The sequence below is a fragment of the Tsuneonella sediminis genome, from assembly GCF_051912845.1.
GTDB classification, from domain to species: domain Bacteria; phylum Pseudomonadota; class Alphaproteobacteria; order Sphingomonadales; family Sphingomonadaceae; genus Tsuneonella; species Tsuneonella sediminis.
On record NZ_JBNCBU010000001.1, the window covers coordinates 249,938 to 263,627 of the forward strand.

The 13,690-nt window shown below is 66.0% G+C and carries 14 protein-coding genes; 4 read left to right on the forward strand and 10 right to left on the reverse strand.

Translation table 11 applies throughout. The annotated features are described in order from the left end of the window. Positions 1–18: 18 nt before the first annotated feature. The 3 genes from ACPV3N_RS01275 to ACPV3N_RS01285 are packed head-to-tail and all read right to left on the reverse strand — an operon-like array spanning position 19 to position 2,192. On the reverse strand, positions 19–471 hold the full coding sequence (locus ACPV3N_RS01275; RefSeq protein ID WP_440113542.1) for a TadE/TadG family type IV pilus assembly protein: 453 nt from the start codon (positions 469–471) through the stop codon (positions 19–21). Between the two features lie 3 nt (positions 472–474). Beyond that, positions 475–924 carry a TadE/TadG family type IV pilus assembly protein gene (locus ACPV3N_RS01280; protein ID WP_440113545.1) on the reverse strand — a complete coding sequence of 150 codons (450 nt, stop codon included), beginning with the start codon at positions 922–924 and terminating at the stop codon, positions 475–477. Beyond that, positions 924–2,192: a pilus assembly protein TadG-related protein gene (locus tag ACPV3N_RS01285; protein WP_440113548.1), complete on the reverse strand. Its 1,269-nt coding sequence runs from the start codon at positions 2,190–2,192 to the stop codon at positions 924–926. Before ACPV3N_RS01285 ends, ACPV3N_RS01280 begins: the two co-directional genes overlap by 1 nt. A gap of 207 nt (positions 2,193–2,399) precedes the next feature. Between ACPV3N_RS01285 and ACPV3N_RS01290 the strand changes: the two genes are divergently transcribed. Together ACPV3N_RS01290 and ACPV3N_RS01295 are read left to right on the forward strand one after the other, a co-directional pair. Further along, a complete protein-coding gene (locus ACPV3N_RS01290; RefSeq protein ID WP_440113551.1) occupies positions 2,400–3,053 on the forward strand; it encodes a hypothetical protein in 654 nt (217 codons plus the stop codon). Between the two features lie 38 nt (positions 3,054–3,091). Next, complete coding sequence (locus ACPV3N_RS01295; protein WP_440113554.1) at positions 3,092–3,553, forward strand: EF-hand domain-containing protein; 462 nt, start codon at positions 3,092–3,094, stop codon at positions 3,551–3,553. Here ACPV3N_RS01295 and trmFO read toward each other — a convergent pair. Then, positions 3,550–4,899: a methylenetetrahydrofolate--tRNA-(uracil(54)-C(5))-methyltransferase (FADH(2)-oxidizing) TrmFO gene (trmFO, locus tag ACPV3N_RS01300; protein ID WP_440113557.1), complete on the reverse strand. Its 1,350-nt coding sequence runs from the start codon at positions 4,897–4,899 to the stop codon at positions 3,550–3,552. The genes ACPV3N_RS01295 and trmFO overlap by 4 nt on opposite strands. 83 nt (positions 4,900–4,982) lie before the next feature. Here trmFO and ACPV3N_RS01305 point away from each other — a divergent pair, with 83 nt between their 5' ends. After that, complete coding sequence (locus tag ACPV3N_RS01305; RefSeq protein WP_440113560.1) at positions 4,983–5,630, forward strand: lysoplasmalogenase family protein; 648 nt, start codon at positions 4,983–4,985, stop codon at positions 5,628–5,630. Here ACPV3N_RS01305 and ACPV3N_RS01310 read toward each other — a convergent pair. Both ACPV3N_RS01310 and gyrA read right to left on the reverse strand, forming a co-directional pair. Then, positions 5,618–6,460 carry a TauD/TfdA dioxygenase family protein gene (locus tag ACPV3N_RS01310; RefSeq protein ID WP_440113563.1) on the reverse strand — a complete coding sequence of 281 codons (843 nt, stop codon included), beginning with the start codon at positions 6,458–6,460 and terminating at the stop codon, positions 5,618–5,620. The two genes, ACPV3N_RS01305 and ACPV3N_RS01310, sit on opposite strands and share 13 nt — an antisense overlap. After that, positions 6,457–9,288: a DNA gyrase subunit A gene (gene gyrA, locus ACPV3N_RS01315; RefSeq protein ID WP_440113566.1), complete on the reverse strand. Its 2,832-nt coding sequence runs from the start codon at positions 9,286–9,288 to the stop codon at positions 6,457–6,459. Before gyrA ends, ACPV3N_RS01310 begins: the two co-directional genes overlap by 4 nt. Positions 9,289–9,588: 300 nt before the next feature. Here gyrA and ACPV3N_RS01320 point away from each other — a divergent pair, with 300 nt between their 5' ends. Then, positions 9,589–10,878, forward strand: coding sequence for a hypothetical protein (locus ACPV3N_RS01320; RefSeq protein ID WP_440113569.1), 1,290 nt, complete (start codon positions 9,589–9,591; stop codon positions 10,876–10,878). Between the two features lie 84 nt (positions 10,879–10,962). Here ACPV3N_RS01320 and ACPV3N_RS01325 read toward each other — a convergent pair whose 3' ends face one another. Genes ACPV3N_RS01325 through ACPV3N_RS01340 form a run of 4 tightly spaced genes read right to left on the reverse strand, consistent with a single transcriptional unit; the run spans position 10,963 to position 13,646 of the window. After that, complete coding sequence (locus ACPV3N_RS01325) at positions 10,963–11,688, reverse strand: NYN domain-containing protein (RefSeq protein WP_440113571.1); 726 nt, start codon at positions 11,686–11,688, stop codon at positions 10,963–10,965. Positions 11,689–11,715: 27 nt separating this feature from the next. After that, a complete protein-coding gene (locus ACPV3N_RS01330) occupies positions 11,716–12,357 on the reverse strand; it encodes a carbonic anhydrase (protein WP_440113574.1) in 642 nt (213 codons plus the stop codon). Continuing rightward, positions 12,357–12,665 carry a DUF190 domain-containing protein gene (locus ACPV3N_RS01335; RefSeq protein WP_440113577.1) on the reverse strand — a complete coding sequence of 103 codons (309 nt, stop codon included), beginning with the start codon at positions 12,663–12,665 and terminating at the stop codon, positions 12,357–12,359. The genes ACPV3N_RS01330 and ACPV3N_RS01335 overlap by 1 nt, the downstream gene beginning before the upstream one ends. Positions 12,666–12,674: 9 nt before the next feature. Next, positions 12,675–13,646 (reverse strand): sodium-dependent bicarbonate transport family permease, encoded by a 972-nt coding sequence (locus ACPV3N_RS01340; RefSeq protein WP_440113580.1) that lies wholly within the window; start codon positions 13,644–13,646, stop codon positions 12,675–12,677. Positions 13,647–13,690 lie beyond the last annotated feature (44 nt).

Sequence of the window (13,690 nt, forward strand, 5' to 3'; positions counted from 1 at the left end):
GACCCTGCCCCATTAGGATCAGGTGCCGCCGACGACTGCCGACTTGTCGTAAAGGTAGATGTCGCGGCCATACTGGATGTTGGGTGACACCACCGAGGCGAGCGGCATGAACTCCGGCGCCTGGTAGGAGATTACCAGACGGCGCTGCTTGATGCCGTTCACTTGCGTCGTCTTGGCGGTCACCGCCGGGATCACCAGCCCCGCATCGAGATTGTACTTGGCGCCGACCGCGATCTGGCTGGCGCGGTTCTCGATTGCCTCGTCCGAAATCTTGTTGCCGCGCTGGTATTCAACCATCGCGAAGCGGGCGGTGTCGTTCACGGTGTTGCGGACGGAATTGTACGCCTGGATCCACAGCCCCACCTGGACGACGCCGAGCAGCATCGTGATCAGTACCGGCGCGATCACCGCGAATTCGACGAGCGTGGCCCCGCGCCGGTCCGACAGCAGGCGGCCGAAGAACCCCGGCATCGCTCAGCCCACCTGGATCGTGCGGGTGACGGTGTAGTCGAACGCCGATCCCAGCCCGAACGATGCCCACGTCGGGGTATAGCGCGAAGTGAAAGTGACCTGCACGAACTCGTACGCGCGTTGCCCGCTGCCGCAGCTCGACGCGCTGTTCACAAGGCTGTCGGCATTGTTGCACCGAAACTTGGCGGCCAACGTGATGTTGGCCTTCGGCAAGCCGGTCGAAACGGCCAGCATGTCTTTGAGTTGGGTCGAATTGACGCCCGAGCCCGCTGCCGCGGCAAGGATGATGGCCTCCGCCTCGGACGCGGCGCTCTGCAGTTCCTGCTGCTTCTGGACCATCGTGCCGGCCTCGAACGTGCCAACCGCCATGATGGCCAGAACCGGGGCGACCAGCGCCGTCTCGATCACGGCGGTCCCGCGCGTGCAGGAAAAGAGCCGGGAGAGCGCGCGCATCACGAGATCAGCCTCACGCCGGGCGTGCTCTCGAGCGACTGGGTCTCCTCCTGCGAACACAGCGTGTACAGGTACGCGCCGCCCGAGACGTCCAGCGTATAGCTGGTGATCTGGAAGCAGACCCCGTCGGCCGCCTTGGCGCCGCCATTCACCTTCACGTTGCCCTTGGGCAGGTGGATCTTGCCCTGGATGTGCATGTTGGCGTTGCCGTTTATGATGTGATCGGTTTCCGAAGTCGTGTTGTCCGCGATGATCAGGACGTTCTCGTACTTCTTTGCGAAGTCTTCGGAATAACCGAGTTCGATCAGCTTGGCGTAGGTGGGAGGAGTCAGGTTGAGGCTGCTCTTGATGGTACCACCGGCGCCCGTGCCGTTCGCGCCGCTGCCCCCGAGCTTGAGGGTCGCGCCGTTCATCAGGACGAACATGACGCCGTAGCCGCTGACGATCGCGTTATGCGTGAGATCGAGTTCTGTCTTCACGTAGTAGATGCCCGGGGAGAAGATCGTGCTGCAGGCGACCTTGATCCCTTGCTCGTAGACGCCCGGCGCGACCGTATAGGTTCCCTTCTTGGGGGCCTTGCTGCAATCGTACGCAGGCTTGGGAGCGTCCGACGGGGGCGTGGGGCCGAACAGTTCGTTGACGAAATTGCCGATGGAGCTGTCCACCACGAGTTCGCCGGTGAAGCTGGACGGCAACTTGGCGGCATCGGTGTTGCACGCGGTGATCTTCGCAATCTCGATCGTCGCGTTCTCGTCGATCCGGATTGCCTCGGGCTCGCACGAGATGGCGATGACGCCGCAGTTCGCGATCACGGTAGCGCCGTTGCCTACCTGGAAGGTGCCGCTGGCACCCTTCTTCAGGGTCCGCAGGCAGGCCTTGTGCACGGTCCCCGCCGCGAACGCCGCTTCCGAGGCCACGCGGATGACCGTCGGCGTGGTGCTCATCATCTTCGAGAACGGAAGCATGACCGAGACTTCGGCGTTGAGGACTACCGAGTTGTTGATCCCGCCCTGGAAGTTCCCGCGGGTGACGTTGGGCGTAATCGTCGTAGCATACTTCTTGGCAATGCCGAGGTTGTTGGCGAATTCCTTGCGCGCCCGGCTGTCGTAGGTCGAGCCGGTATCCTTGTAGGCCAGCGTCCATGCCCCGGCGATCGCGCCCTGGTCGGCCGCGTGCTGCAATTCGCGCTGGACCATGTACCACTGCGCCGTGTCCACGCCGTAACCGGCGGCGCCGATCAGCGCGGGCAGCGCGACGGCGGTGAGCATCGTCGCGTTTCCGCTCCGATCCTTCCGCAGCCTTCTGTAGCAATCGGCGATCGCTCCCATGGTCAGCAATCCTCGTTACGCATAGGGTTTCTCACAGGTGTCATAGCCAGGGGGGGTAAGCGGAGTGCGAAACGACAGGGTTAACGAAATGCAGCCCTCACAGCCTATCGGTCGGCTTGGTAAGGCGCACCGACGAAAGACAACTTGATGGGGCCCGGTGAGACGATCCAGCCGGCGCTACGCATCGCGCTTGCCTGGCAGCCGGCGCACACCCGCCAGGCGTGGGAGACGGTGTTCGCGTTCGACGCCCACCTCGCGCGGGTGGTGTCGCAGGCGCGCGAGGGCGTGCTCGCGCAGGTCAGGCTTGCCTGGTGGCGTGACCGTCTGGGCGAGCCGCCCAACGCACGCCCGGCGGGGAATCTTCTGCTCGCTGCACTCGGGGAACACCTCGCCGGGATGGAGGCCGAATTGATCGCGCTGGTCGATGGATGGGAGGAACTGCTCGGCGAGCATCCCCTGTCGGAGCGGGCGCTCGCCGCATTCGCCGATGGAAGGGCGGTCGCATTCGGCGCCGCGGCCCGGAAGGGGCAGGCCGTATCGGGTGGCGCGGAGAGCGCGTCGAAGGCGGGGCGGCGCTGGGCGCTGGCAGACTTTGCGTGCCACACGCGCGACGAGGCCGAACGGGAAAAGGCGTTTGCCGTAGCGGTTTCGACCGAACCGGCCGGATTGATGCCCCGGCAGCTGCGCGGCATCGCGGTTCTGGGTGCGCTTGCCGATCGTGCGATCGCGAGGCGCGAACCCGTGCTCGCCGGACGCGCGGCACCGCTCGTTGCGCTTCGGGTTGGCTTGACGGGCCGCTAGGCTATGGAGATGAAGCTAAGAATCAGGGAGAAGCGCGGATGAACAGGCTGCTTCTGGGCGGGGTCCTGGCGCTGGCGCTGGCCGCCGTGGGACTGTTCTGGTGGCAGGGCCGCGCCGCGGTCGAGGAAGGCGCACCGCCGCCCATGGTCCAACCCGAAGCCCCGACCCCCGATAGCCTGCCGACCGCAGATGTGCGCGACCTGAGGGGGCCTGCCCCCCCGGAAGCGACCGAACTCACGCGGGAGGAGCAGCGCTTCTTCCGCTACGATCGCAATCGCGACCGCATCATCAGCCGCAACGAAATGCTTTCCACCCGCAGCACTGCGTTTCGCAAGCTCGACAAGGACGGCAACAACCTGCTGGACTTCGAGGAGTGGGCGGTGGCCACCGTGGACCGGTTCGAGGGTGCCGACGCCAATGGCGATAATCAGCTCGACATGACCGAATTCCGGACCACCGCGCCCCGCCGCGCAAAGAGCAAGCCGGCCTGCCGCTGCTAGGCTGGTTCCGGCTCGAGCGCGGCGATCCACTTGCCCAGATCGGCCTTGGCGCGATCGGTATAGGCTTCCTTGCGAGCTTTCTTCGCCACGTCCGCCAGCGGCGGAAAAAGCCCGAAGTTGATGTTCATGGGCTGGTACGTCTCGGCCTCAGCGTCGCCCGTGATATGCGCCAGCAGCGCGCCGAGCGCGGTGGTGCGAGGCGGCGACTGCCAGCGCCGTCCGCCGAGTTCGGCGCCGGCCATCAACCCCGCCATCAGCCCCACCGCGGCGCTTTCCACGTAGCCTTCGCAACCAGTGATCTGCCCGGCGAAGCGGATGTGCTCCGCGCCGCGCAGCCGCAATTCGCGATCGAGCACGATTGGCGAGTTGAGGAAGGTGTTGCGGTGCAGCCCGCCCAGGCGCGCGAACTCTGCCTTCTCGAGGCCGGGTATCGTCCGGAAGAGGCGCACCTGCTCGGCGTGCTTCAGCTTCGTCTGGAAACCGACCATGTTCCACAGCGTGCCCAGCTTGTTGTCCTGCCGCAGCTGGACGACCGCGTGGGGCCAGCGACCGCTGGGATGCTCGGGCGTGGCCGCGTGCGGATTGTCGAGCCCCACCGGCTTCATCGGGCCGAAACGAAGCGTCTCGGGGCCGCGCTGGGCCATGACTTCGATCGGCATGCAGCCTTCGAAATACGGGGTGTCCTTTTCCCACTCGCGAAACGTCGTCTTCTCGCCGTCGAGCAGACCCTGGACGAAGGCCTCGTACTGCTCCTTGTCGAGCGGACAGTTGATGTAATCCTTCCCCCCCTTGTCCCAGCGCGCGGCCATCCAGGCGACCGACATGTCGATCGAATCGCGGTGCACGATGGGGGCGATCGCGTCGAAGAAAGCCAGGCTGTCCTGCCCGGTCGCTCCGGCGATGCTCTCGGCAAGCGAAGCGGCGGTAAGGGGGCCGGTGGCGACGATCGTGGGACCCGCCGCGGGCAGGGCATCGATCCGTTCACGGACGATCTCGACGCCGGGCAGCGCCGCAAGCTCGCGCTCGACCGCGGCGGAGAACACATCGCGATCGACCGCCATCGCCGATCCGGCGGGAACGCGTGCCTCCTCGCCCGCGCGCATCACGAGGCTGTCGAGCCGCCGCATCTCGTGGTGCAGCAACCCGACCGCGTTTTTCGCATCATCGTCCGAACGAAAGCTGTTCGAACAGACGAGTTCGGCGAGGCCCGCGCCCTGGTGTGCTGGCGTCGTCACTCCGCTGCCGCGCATTTCGGACAGGCGGACCCTGAAGCCGCGCCGCCCGAGTTGCCAGGCGGCCTCGCTACCCGCGAGACCGCCGCCGATGATGTGGATGTCGTGCGCCATTGACGCTGCGCCTAGTGCTTGCACGGGGGGAAGTTCAAGGGCAGTCAGCACGGCCGAACGGGAACGCGGGGAGGGGAATGCCGATGCCAAGGGGTGCGCTGGTCGACCATCGGCCCTGGCTTCTTGCCGGCATCGTCCTGGCGATTGCCTTCTGGGTGTTGAGCGATGCCAGGATCGGCGGCCTCTACATCATCGCGCTGAAGGGGGCTTCGGTCGCCGCGCTCGCGGCCTATGCGCTGGCGCGCAGCCGGGCCACGGCGGCGCGGGCGATCGCGGCGGTCATGGGAATCGGCGCCGCGGGCGATATCGGGATGGAGCTCGATACGATCGCGGGGGGAGGGCTGTTCCTGCTCTCGCACCTCGTCGCGATTGCGCTTTATCTGAAGAACCGGCGGCCGCGACCGGCCCGAACCCAGGTGGCGGCCGGCATCGCGCTTGTCGTCGGCGTGCCATTTGGGGCCTGGCTTATAACGCGCGACCCGCTTGCGGTGATTTATGCGCTCGCGCTGGGTTCGATGGCGGCGACCGCGTGGCTCAGCCGGTTCAGCCGCTATCACGTGGGTGCGGGCGCGCTGCTGTTCGTCGCGAGCGACCTGCTGATCTTCGCTCGGCTAGGCGGCGTGCTCGACCAGGGACTGACCGAGTGGTTCGTCTGGCCGCTCTACTATGCGGGTCAGTTCATGATCTGCACCGGCGTGATCCGCGCGGTGCGTCGCGATCACGCTGCCTGACGCGGCGCAGCTATCGTCGTCCGGTGCAGTTCGCGCCGGTATCCCTCGTAGCCGCCGGTGGCGCGGTGAAGGACGCAACGGTTGTCCCACAGGACGACCATGCCGGGCGTCCACCTGCGGCGGTGGACGAACTCGTCGCGCACCTGCCATTCCGATAGCTCGCGCAGGAAGTCGAAGCCTTCCGCGTCGTCCATGCCTTCGATGCCTATGATGTATCCGAGCGTACTGAAGAGCGCCTCCTCGCCGGTCTCGGGATGGCGCCGGACAAGCGGGTGCCGCTGCGTCTCGCGCGCACTTTCGTCTGGCCGGATCGCCATGCTGCGCCCCGTGTCGCGTGTCCCGTACGACCCCTCGGGAGCATATGCGAGCCGGGCCGAGTGGATCGCCGTCAGCGAGCGCAGTTCGTTCTTCCGCGCGTCCGGGAGCGCGGCAAATGCCGCCACCTGATCCGCAAACAAGGTGTCACCGCCTGTCGGAGGAATCTCGATGGCAGCGAGGCACGTTCCCGCCGGGGGTTCGGCGAGGAAAGACCAGTCGCTGTGCCAGTTCTCGGCGAACAGCGGTGTCGTTTCGTCTGCCTCACGCAGGATCGCGGCGATGTGGGTGCGGCCCTCGATGGGTGCGAAGAACGGATCGACGCCAAAGCCGCCCATCGCCAGCGTAAACCGTTCGAGCGCATCGTCGTCGAGGTGCTGGCCGGGAAACGCGAGTACCCGGTGGGTGAGCCAGGCTGCGCGGATTTCGGCTACGGTCTGCGGGGTAAGCCGTTCGGAAAGGTCGATGCCGGAAACCTCGGCGCCACATACCTCTCCGGACGGCTCGATCCTCATCCCGCGTCGGGCTCGTCCACGATGTCGTCGTCCGACTGCGGCGGGGTGTAGGGCGCCGTCGTCTGCGCGTCGCGTCCGGCGCGCTCCTCGGCGATCATCTCTTCCGCCTCGTTCTCCGGCTCCTCCTGCTCGTCGATGAGGACGGCGCTCACGATCGTTTCGCCCTTCGCGACATCGAACAGCCTGAGCCCCGCCGAACCGCGCCCGATTATCCGGAACGCACGCGGCGCGTTATCGGGGTCGGGCTGGAGATGGCGCAGAGCCATAGGCATGCGGATCAGCTTGGCCTGGTCGGTCACCAGCATGAGCTGCTGGCCGTCCTCGACCGGGAAGCTCGCGACCACCGGTCCGTTGCGCTCGATGTTGTCGATGTTGGTCACGCCCTGGCCGCCCCGGTTGATACGGCGGTACTCGTAGGCGGACGAGACCTTGCCGTAGCCGTTTGCGCAAACGGTGAGGATGAACTGCTCCTTTGCCGCCAGTTCATCGAAGCGCTCGACGGGAAGGTCGGGCTCGCCGTCCTTCTCCGCCTTCCACGGGGCGAAGCGCAGATATTGTTCGCGCTCCTCCTGCTCGGTGCCGACGCGGTGGAGGATCGAGAGCGAAACGACCTCGTCGCCGTCGCGCAGCCGCATCCCGCGAACCCCCGTGGAGGTTCGGCTGACGAACTCGCGCACGTCCTCGCCGTCGAAGCGGATCGCCTTGCCGCCGCGCGTGGCGAGGAGCACGTCGTCGCCCGCCTCGAGCAATGCCACGCCGATCAGGCGATCATCGCTGTCCTCGTCGAACTTCATCGCGAACTTGCCGTTCGACGGAATGTTCGCGAACGCATCCATGCTGTTGCGCCGCACGTTGCCCTTGGCGGTCGCGAAGACGACGTTGAGCGTCCCCCAGCTGCTTTCGTCTTCGGGCAGCGGAAGCACCGTCCGGATCGTCTCCCCGTCGTCGAGCGCGGGCAGCAGGTTGACGATCGGACGCCCGCGCGTCGCCGGACCGCCCTCGGGTAGCTTCCACACCTTGAGGCGGTAGACCTTGCCGGCGGTGGAGAAGAACAGCACCGGGTTGTGGGTGCTGGTGACGAACATGTTCGACACCGCGTCCTCTTCCTTGGTGGCCATTCCTGCCCGGCCCTTGCCGCCGCGGTGCTGGGCCCGGAACGTCGAGAGAGGGGTGCGCTTGATGTAGCCGTCGAGCGTTACGGTAACGACCATCTCGTCGCGTTCGATAAGATCCTCGTCCTCGAGACCGTCCCACGCTGGCGCGATCTCGCTGAGACGCGGAGTGGCATAGAGGTCGCGGATCTCGCGCAGTTCGGCGCGCATGACTTCGTAGAGCTTCGCCCGGTCGCCCAGGATAGAAAGATATTCCTCGATCGCTGCCGCCAGTTCCTTGAGCTCGTCCCCGATCTCGTCGCGACCCAACGCGGTCAGGCGATGCAGGCGCAGCTCCAGGATGGCGCGGACCTGCCGTTCGGAAAGCTTGTAGGTTCCGCCGTGTTGCTCGTCCGTCGGCTCGATCGCTTCTACGAGCGCGATGTACTGGGCGATGTCGCCAATCCTCCATTCCTTGGCGAGGAGCTTGGCGCGAGCGTCCGCCGGGTTCGACGAGCCGCGGATCATCGCGACGACCTCGTCGAGGTTCGAAACCGCCACGACCAGGCCGAGCAAGATGTGCGCCCGTTCGCGTGCCTTGGCGAGTTCGTACTTCGTGCGCCGGGTGATCACTTCCTCGCGGAAGGTGATGAAGGCCTGCAGGATGTCCTTGAGGCCGAGCGTCTCGGGTCGGCCGCCGCGGATGGCGAGCATGTTCGCCGGAAAGCTCGCTTGGGCGGGGGTGTGCCGCCAGATCTGGTTGAGCACGACCTCCGCGGTCGCGTCGCGCTTCAGGTCGATGACCACGCGCACGCCCTGCCGGTTCGATTCGTCGCGGATGTCCGCGATACCCTCGATCCGCTTGTCCTTGGCGGCTTCCGCGATCTTCTCGACGAGGCCCGCCTTGCCGACCTGGTAGGGGATCGAGGTAAACACGATCGATTCGCGGTCGCCGCGCGTCCGCTCGATGGCATGCCGCGCCCGCATGAGGATCGATCCGCGCCCGGTCAGGTATGCCGACTTTGCGCCGGACTGGCCGAGGATCAGCGGGGCGGTCGGAAAATCGGGACCCGGGATGATCTCCATCAGCGCCTCGGGCGCCATCAGCGGGTCGTCGATCAGCGCAAGACAGCCGTCGATCACCTCGCCCAGATTGTGCGGGGGGATGTTGGTCGCCATGCCGACCGCGATGCCGCCCGCGCCGTTGACGAGGAGGTTGGGGAAGCGCGCCGGGAGGACGGTCGGCTCCTTGCGGCTGCCGTCGTAGTTGTCGGCGAAATCGACCGTGTCCTTGTCAAGGTCGTCGAGCAGGCTGTTCGCAACGCGGGCGAGCCGCGCCTCGGTATAGCGCATGCTCGCCGGCGGATCGGGGTCCATCGATCCGAAGTTGCCCTGGCCGTCGATCAGAGGGACGCGCAAGCTCCACGGCTGCACCATGCGGGCAAGCGCATCGTAGATCGCGCTGTCGCCGTGCGGGTGATAGTTGCCCATCACGTCGCCGACGATCTTGGCGCTCTTGCGATAAGGGCGACCGGCGACGAACCCACCCTCGTTGCTGGCGAACAGGATTCGGCGGTGCACCGGCTTCAGCCCGTCGCGCACGTCGGGCAGCGCGCGCGCCACGATCACGCTCATCGCGTAATCGAGGTAGCTCGTCTTCATCTCGTCGACGATGTCGACGCGGGCGTAATCTTCCGGCGAGGCCGGCGGTGTCAGGGTTTCGGTATCGTCGCTCAAGGGTCTGCCGTTTCTGTGGCGCGCATTGCCGCGCGGCGGGCTGTCACCGGCCTAGGGGAAGGGGACCGGGACCGCCAGTTTGCAAGTCCGCGCGCATGGCCTTCGCGCGCCGTTTTCCACATAAGAATGACCGCTCGCAGGCACAACCGCTGAGCGCACCCTGAAACCGCTGTTCAAAGCGGGTTCAGCGCCGGATCCCTAGTCGTCATTGCAATGTCCGGCACGATTGGCCACTAGCGCCCGTTGTACCGGCAGAAGGCCCTTTGACGGGCCTGCAGTCCACTCATGGGAGACCACTCTATGCCCAAGTTTCGTGCCGCGCCCTCGCGGCTTGCCTTTGCGGTCGCGCTCGCCACTTCGGCAGCTGTCGGCCTGACCGCCACCGCCACGCCGGCCGTCGCCCAGAAGAAGGGCAAGGAGCAGCCCGCGGCCAAGGCGAAGTACTCGAAGGAATTCATCGCGGCGTACCAGCCGATGTCGAAGGTCGTGCAGGAAAACGGCGATGTCGCTTCCCTCAGCGCGCAGATCCCTGCACTCGTTGCCGCTGCGACCACGCCGGACGACAAGCTTGCGGCCGGACAGCTGATCTACAGCATCGGCGCCAAGACCGACACGGTGAGCCTGCAGCGCCAGGGACTCGACATGATGCTCGACAGCGGCCAGCTCAGTGCAGAGGCACTTCCGTCGAACACCTTCGCGGCCGCCCAGCTGGCATACAACGACAAGGACTGGGCGACCGCTCGCGCGCGGGCTGAACAAGCGGTCGCGGCGGGCTACAAGGGCGATGCGGAACTGCTGATCGCGGAAACCTATTTCGCGCAGGATCAGGCCCAGGCGGGCGTGCAGATCCTCGACAAGGCGATCGCCCGCAAGGTGTCTGCCGGCGAGGCCGTTCCCGAAGCGTGGATCAAGCGCGGCCTGTCGCAGGCCTACCAGGCGGATCTCACGCCCGAATCGCTCAAGTATGCGGCCATGTATGCGCAGTACTATCCGTCGGCGACGAGCTGGGGTGATGCGATTGCCGTGCAGCGCAACCTGTCCGATTACGAGGGGCAGGAACTGCTCGACCTGCTGCGGCTCGCCCAGCGTGCCGGCGCCCTGCGCTACGAGCGCGACTATGCGGATTACATCACTGCAGCGGACGCGCGCCGCCTGCCGGGCGAAACCCAGCGGATCATCGAGGCCGGGATCGCAGCCGGGTTGCTCAAGGGCAACGACGTGTTCGTAAGCGAGGCGCGCACGATCGCGTCGGGCCGGGTCAAGGCGGACCTTGCTGACCTGCCGGGGCTCGAGCGCGACGCGCGGGCTTCGGGCGCCACCGCCGCGACGGCCACCGCCGCGGGCGATGCGTTCCTGAGCTATCAGCAGCCGGCGAAGGCCGAGGAGTTCTATACCCTGGCTCTGTCGCGCCCCGGCGTGGATACCCCGCGGGTGCTCACGCGCCTCGGCATCGCGCAACTCGACCAGGGCAAGGCCACCGAGGCGCAGGCGACTTTCGCGAAGGTCGAAGGCGCGCGAGCGGCGATCGCCCGTCTGTGGGGCGTCTATGCCCAGCAGAAGGGCGGTGCGGCGGCTTCGACCACGCCGTAAGTCCTGCGCGATTGCGAAAAGAACAGGGCGCGTCTCTTGCGAGGCGCGCCCTTTTTCGTGGACGGGGCTTTGGGGCGATTTTGGTCAGCGCAGGCGCTTGACCCATAGCTGTCCGTCGTCGCGCCGCTCGACCTTAAAGTTGCCGAGACTGCGGAACATCGCCGAAAGGCTGTTGAAGCCGTAGTTGCGAACATCGAAGCTCGAACGGTTTCCGGCGATCTGACCGACCTGCTGGACCTTCGCCCACCCTTCGTCGTCACGCTTCGCCTCCTTGTAAGCCGCGCCGATCAACTCGATCAGCTCGGTGTCCTCGGCAAGGTTTTGGGCCGAATCCGCGGACGAGTTGCCTTCGCTTGCGGCGGTCTTGATCAGCTGGTCGATGTCGATGAATCGCGTGCACACCGACTTGAAAGCTTGCGGGGTCTTGGCGCTGCCGAAGCCGTAGACGACGATTCCGTCCTGCCGCAGCCGGGTAACCAGCGGGGTGAAGTCGCTGTCCGAGCTCATGATCCCGAAACCGTCGACCTTGCCCTGGTAGAGAAGGTCGATCGCATCGATCGTCATCGCCATGTCGGTCGCGTTCTTGCCCTTGGAGACATCGAACTGCTGCTGCGGCCGGATACCGTACCGGTTGGTAATCGTGTCCCACTTGGCAAGGTTGCCCTTGGCGAAGTTTCCATAGGCGCGACGTATGTTGACCTGACCGAGTTCGGCCATGACCGTCAGCACCGGATCGATCGCCTTGGGCTGGGTGTTGTCGGCGTCGATCAGGAGCGCGATGTTCCTGAGATTTTCGTTGTTGCTTTCCATCGCGGCTAGATGGGCAGCGCGCCCTCATTAGGCAACAGGCGCAAACTCGCCGCTGTCCTCGTCGAGCACGTGCAGCACGCCGTCGAGGATTGCGAAGAACGCGCCGCGCAGGCGAAGCTTGCCAGCAGCCTCGCGTTCGGACACGCAAGGAAAGGTCCGCAGGTTGGCAAGGCTGACCTTGACCGCGGCCATTTCCATCGCCCGCTCCGCCTCTCGGCCATCGATGCCGAACTTCGCGGCGACTTCGTCGCGTGCATCGTCCAGCAGCTTTATCCAGTCGGCGATGAAACCGCCGCGGCCGGGTTCCTCGCCGTGCATCGAGCGAGTTAGCGAGGCCTTGCATCCGCCGCAGCGGCCGTGGCCCATGACGACGATCTGTTTCACCTTGAGAAACTGGACCGCGAATTCGAGCGCGGCGGATACGCCGTGCTGGCCGGGCGTGGTCTCGAACGGGGGCACGAGTGCCGCAACGTTGCGCACGACGAAAATCTCGCCTGGGTCGACGTCGAATATTTGCGCCGGATCGACCCTGCTGTCGGAGCAGGCGATGATCATCAGCTTGGGGGACTGGCCCTCGTTGGCGAGCCGGTCGAACCGTTCCTTTTGCACATTGAACGTACCCTCGCGAAACCGCCGGTATCCCTCGAGCAACTGGGCGAATTCGGGCATCAGAAGCGCTCCCCGCGAACGACCTGGACGTTGGCCACCGTCAGCAACAGGCCGTGACTGGTAAGAATCGGGGCAAGCCTGTCGATCAACGCGCTGGCTTTTTCCTCCGAGGCGATGGCCAGGACGAGCGACTTGTCCGCGCCGGTCACCCGCTCTTCGTGCCAGCGCCCCTCGCGGCCCCGGCCGGAGGTGACACGGATCACGGTCCAGCCCGATATGCCGACTTCCTCGATCGCATCGGTCACTACGCGGACCAGCGGCGTGTCCGCGAGTATTTCCAGGCGCTTGCGGGTGACCGTTTCGACCATGGCGGGTCCTTACATGCCGGAAAGCGCCCGGGCCATCGCGGCGTAGATCGCGATGCCGAAAACGACGTTGAAAGGGAAAGTGATCGAGAGCGACATCGTGAGGTAAATGCCCGGATCGGCCTGGGGCAGGGCAAGACGCATCGCCGCAGGCACCGCTATATAGCTGGCACTGGCTCCCAGGACGCCGAGCGCCGCCGCATCGGCGACCGACAGACCGAGCAGTGTACCGAGCGCGACGGCTATCGTGCCGTTCACCAGCGGAAGGCCAATCGCCAGCGCGGCGAGCCGCACAGTCAGCGCGCGCGAATCGATCAGGCGGCGCGCCGCGATCAGGCCCATGTCGAGCAGGAACAGGCACAGGACGCCCTTGAACCCGCTTTCAAACAGGGGCTTCACTTCCTCGAAGCCATCGGGCCCGGTAATGAGCCCGATCGCGAAGCTGCCGAGGAGCAGCACGACCGAGGCATTGAGGAACAACTCGCGGATCATCTCGCCCCGGCTCTGTCCCGTGGGGCGTTCCCCGCGCCGCGCGAGGAACAGGCCCGACAGGATCGCGGGCGTTTCCATCACCGCCAGCACCGCGACCATGAACCCTGCGACGACGAGCCCACCTGCGCCTAGAAGCTCGGTCGCGGTGACGTAGGTCACCACGCTGACCGATCCGTAGTGAGCGGCAACCGCGCCCGCATTGATCTTGTCGAGGCGACCCAGCGCGCGAAGCGCTCCATAGGCGAGAAACGGCAGCGACAGGCTGAGCACGAGGCCGGCGCCGAGCGCGGCGGCAACCGTCGCGTCGATGCCCGACTTGGAGACCGCGACGCCTCCCTTCAGCCCGATCGCGGCCATGAGGTAGAGCGAGAGGCCCTTCGCGATCGCCTCGGGGATCGCCAGGTCGGAACGGAGTGCCGATGCGACGGCTCCGAGAATGAAAAACAGGATGACCGGCGAAGTGAAAGGAGCAAGGAGTGACGGGTCGTCCATGGGCGGCGCGCTAGCCAGATTGGCAATTGCTGGCAAGATCGCTA

Bases quoted from the DNA above. Each gene is read 5' to 3' on its own strand.
- ACPV3N_RS01275 (WP_440113542.1), bottom strand. From the start codon at position 471: ATGCCGGGGTTCTTCGGCCGCCTGCTGTCGGACCGGCGCGGGGCCACG.
- ACPV3N_RS01325 (WP_440113571.1), bottom strand. From the start codon at position 11,688: ATGGAAAGCAACAACGAAAATCTCAGGAACATCGCGCTCCTGATCGAC.
- trmFO (WP_440113557.1), bottom strand. From the start codon at position 4,899: ATGGCGCACGACATCCACATCATCGGCGGCGGTCTCGCGGGTAGCGAG.
- ACPV3N_RS01295 (WP_440113554.1), top strand. From the start codon at position 3,092: ATGAACAGGCTGCTTCTGGGCGGGGTCCTGGCGCTGGCGCTGGCCGCC.
- ACPV3N_RS01310 (WP_440113563.1), bottom strand. From the start codon at position 6,460: ATGAGGATCGAGCCGTCCGGAGAGGTATGTGGCGCCGAGGTTTCCGGC.
- ACPV3N_RS01330 (WP_440113574.1), bottom strand. From the start codon at position 12,357: ATGCCCGAATTCGCCCAGTTGCTCGAGGGATACCGGCGGTTTCGCGAG.
- ACPV3N_RS01320 (WP_440113569.1), top strand. From the start codon at position 9,589: ATGCCCAAGTTTCGTGCCGCGCCCTCGCGGCTTGCCTTTGCGGTCGCG.
- ACPV3N_RS01285 (WP_440113548.1), bottom strand. From the start codon at position 2,192: ATGCTCACCGCCGTCGCGCTGCCCGCGCTGATCGGCGCCGCCGGTTAC.
- ACPV3N_RS01290 (WP_440113551.1), top strand. From the start codon at position 2,400: ATGGGGCCCGGTGAGACGATCCAGCCGGCGCTACGCATCGCGCTTGCC.
- ACPV3N_RS01305 (WP_440113560.1), top strand. From the start codon at position 4,983: ATGCCAAGGGGTGCGCTGGTCGACCATCGGCCCTGGCTTCTTGCCGGC.
- ACPV3N_RS01335 (WP_440113577.1), bottom strand. From the start codon at position 12,665: ATGGTCGAAACGGTCACCCGCAAGCGCCTGGAAATACTCGCGGACACG.
- ACPV3N_RS01340 (WP_440113580.1), bottom strand. From the start codon at position 13,646: ATGGACGACCCGTCACTCCTTGCTCCTTTCACTTCGCCGGTCATCCTG.
- ACPV3N_RS01280 (WP_440113545.1), bottom strand. From the start codon at position 924: ATGCGCGCGCTCTCCCGGCTCTTTTCCTGCACGCGCGGGACCGCCGTG.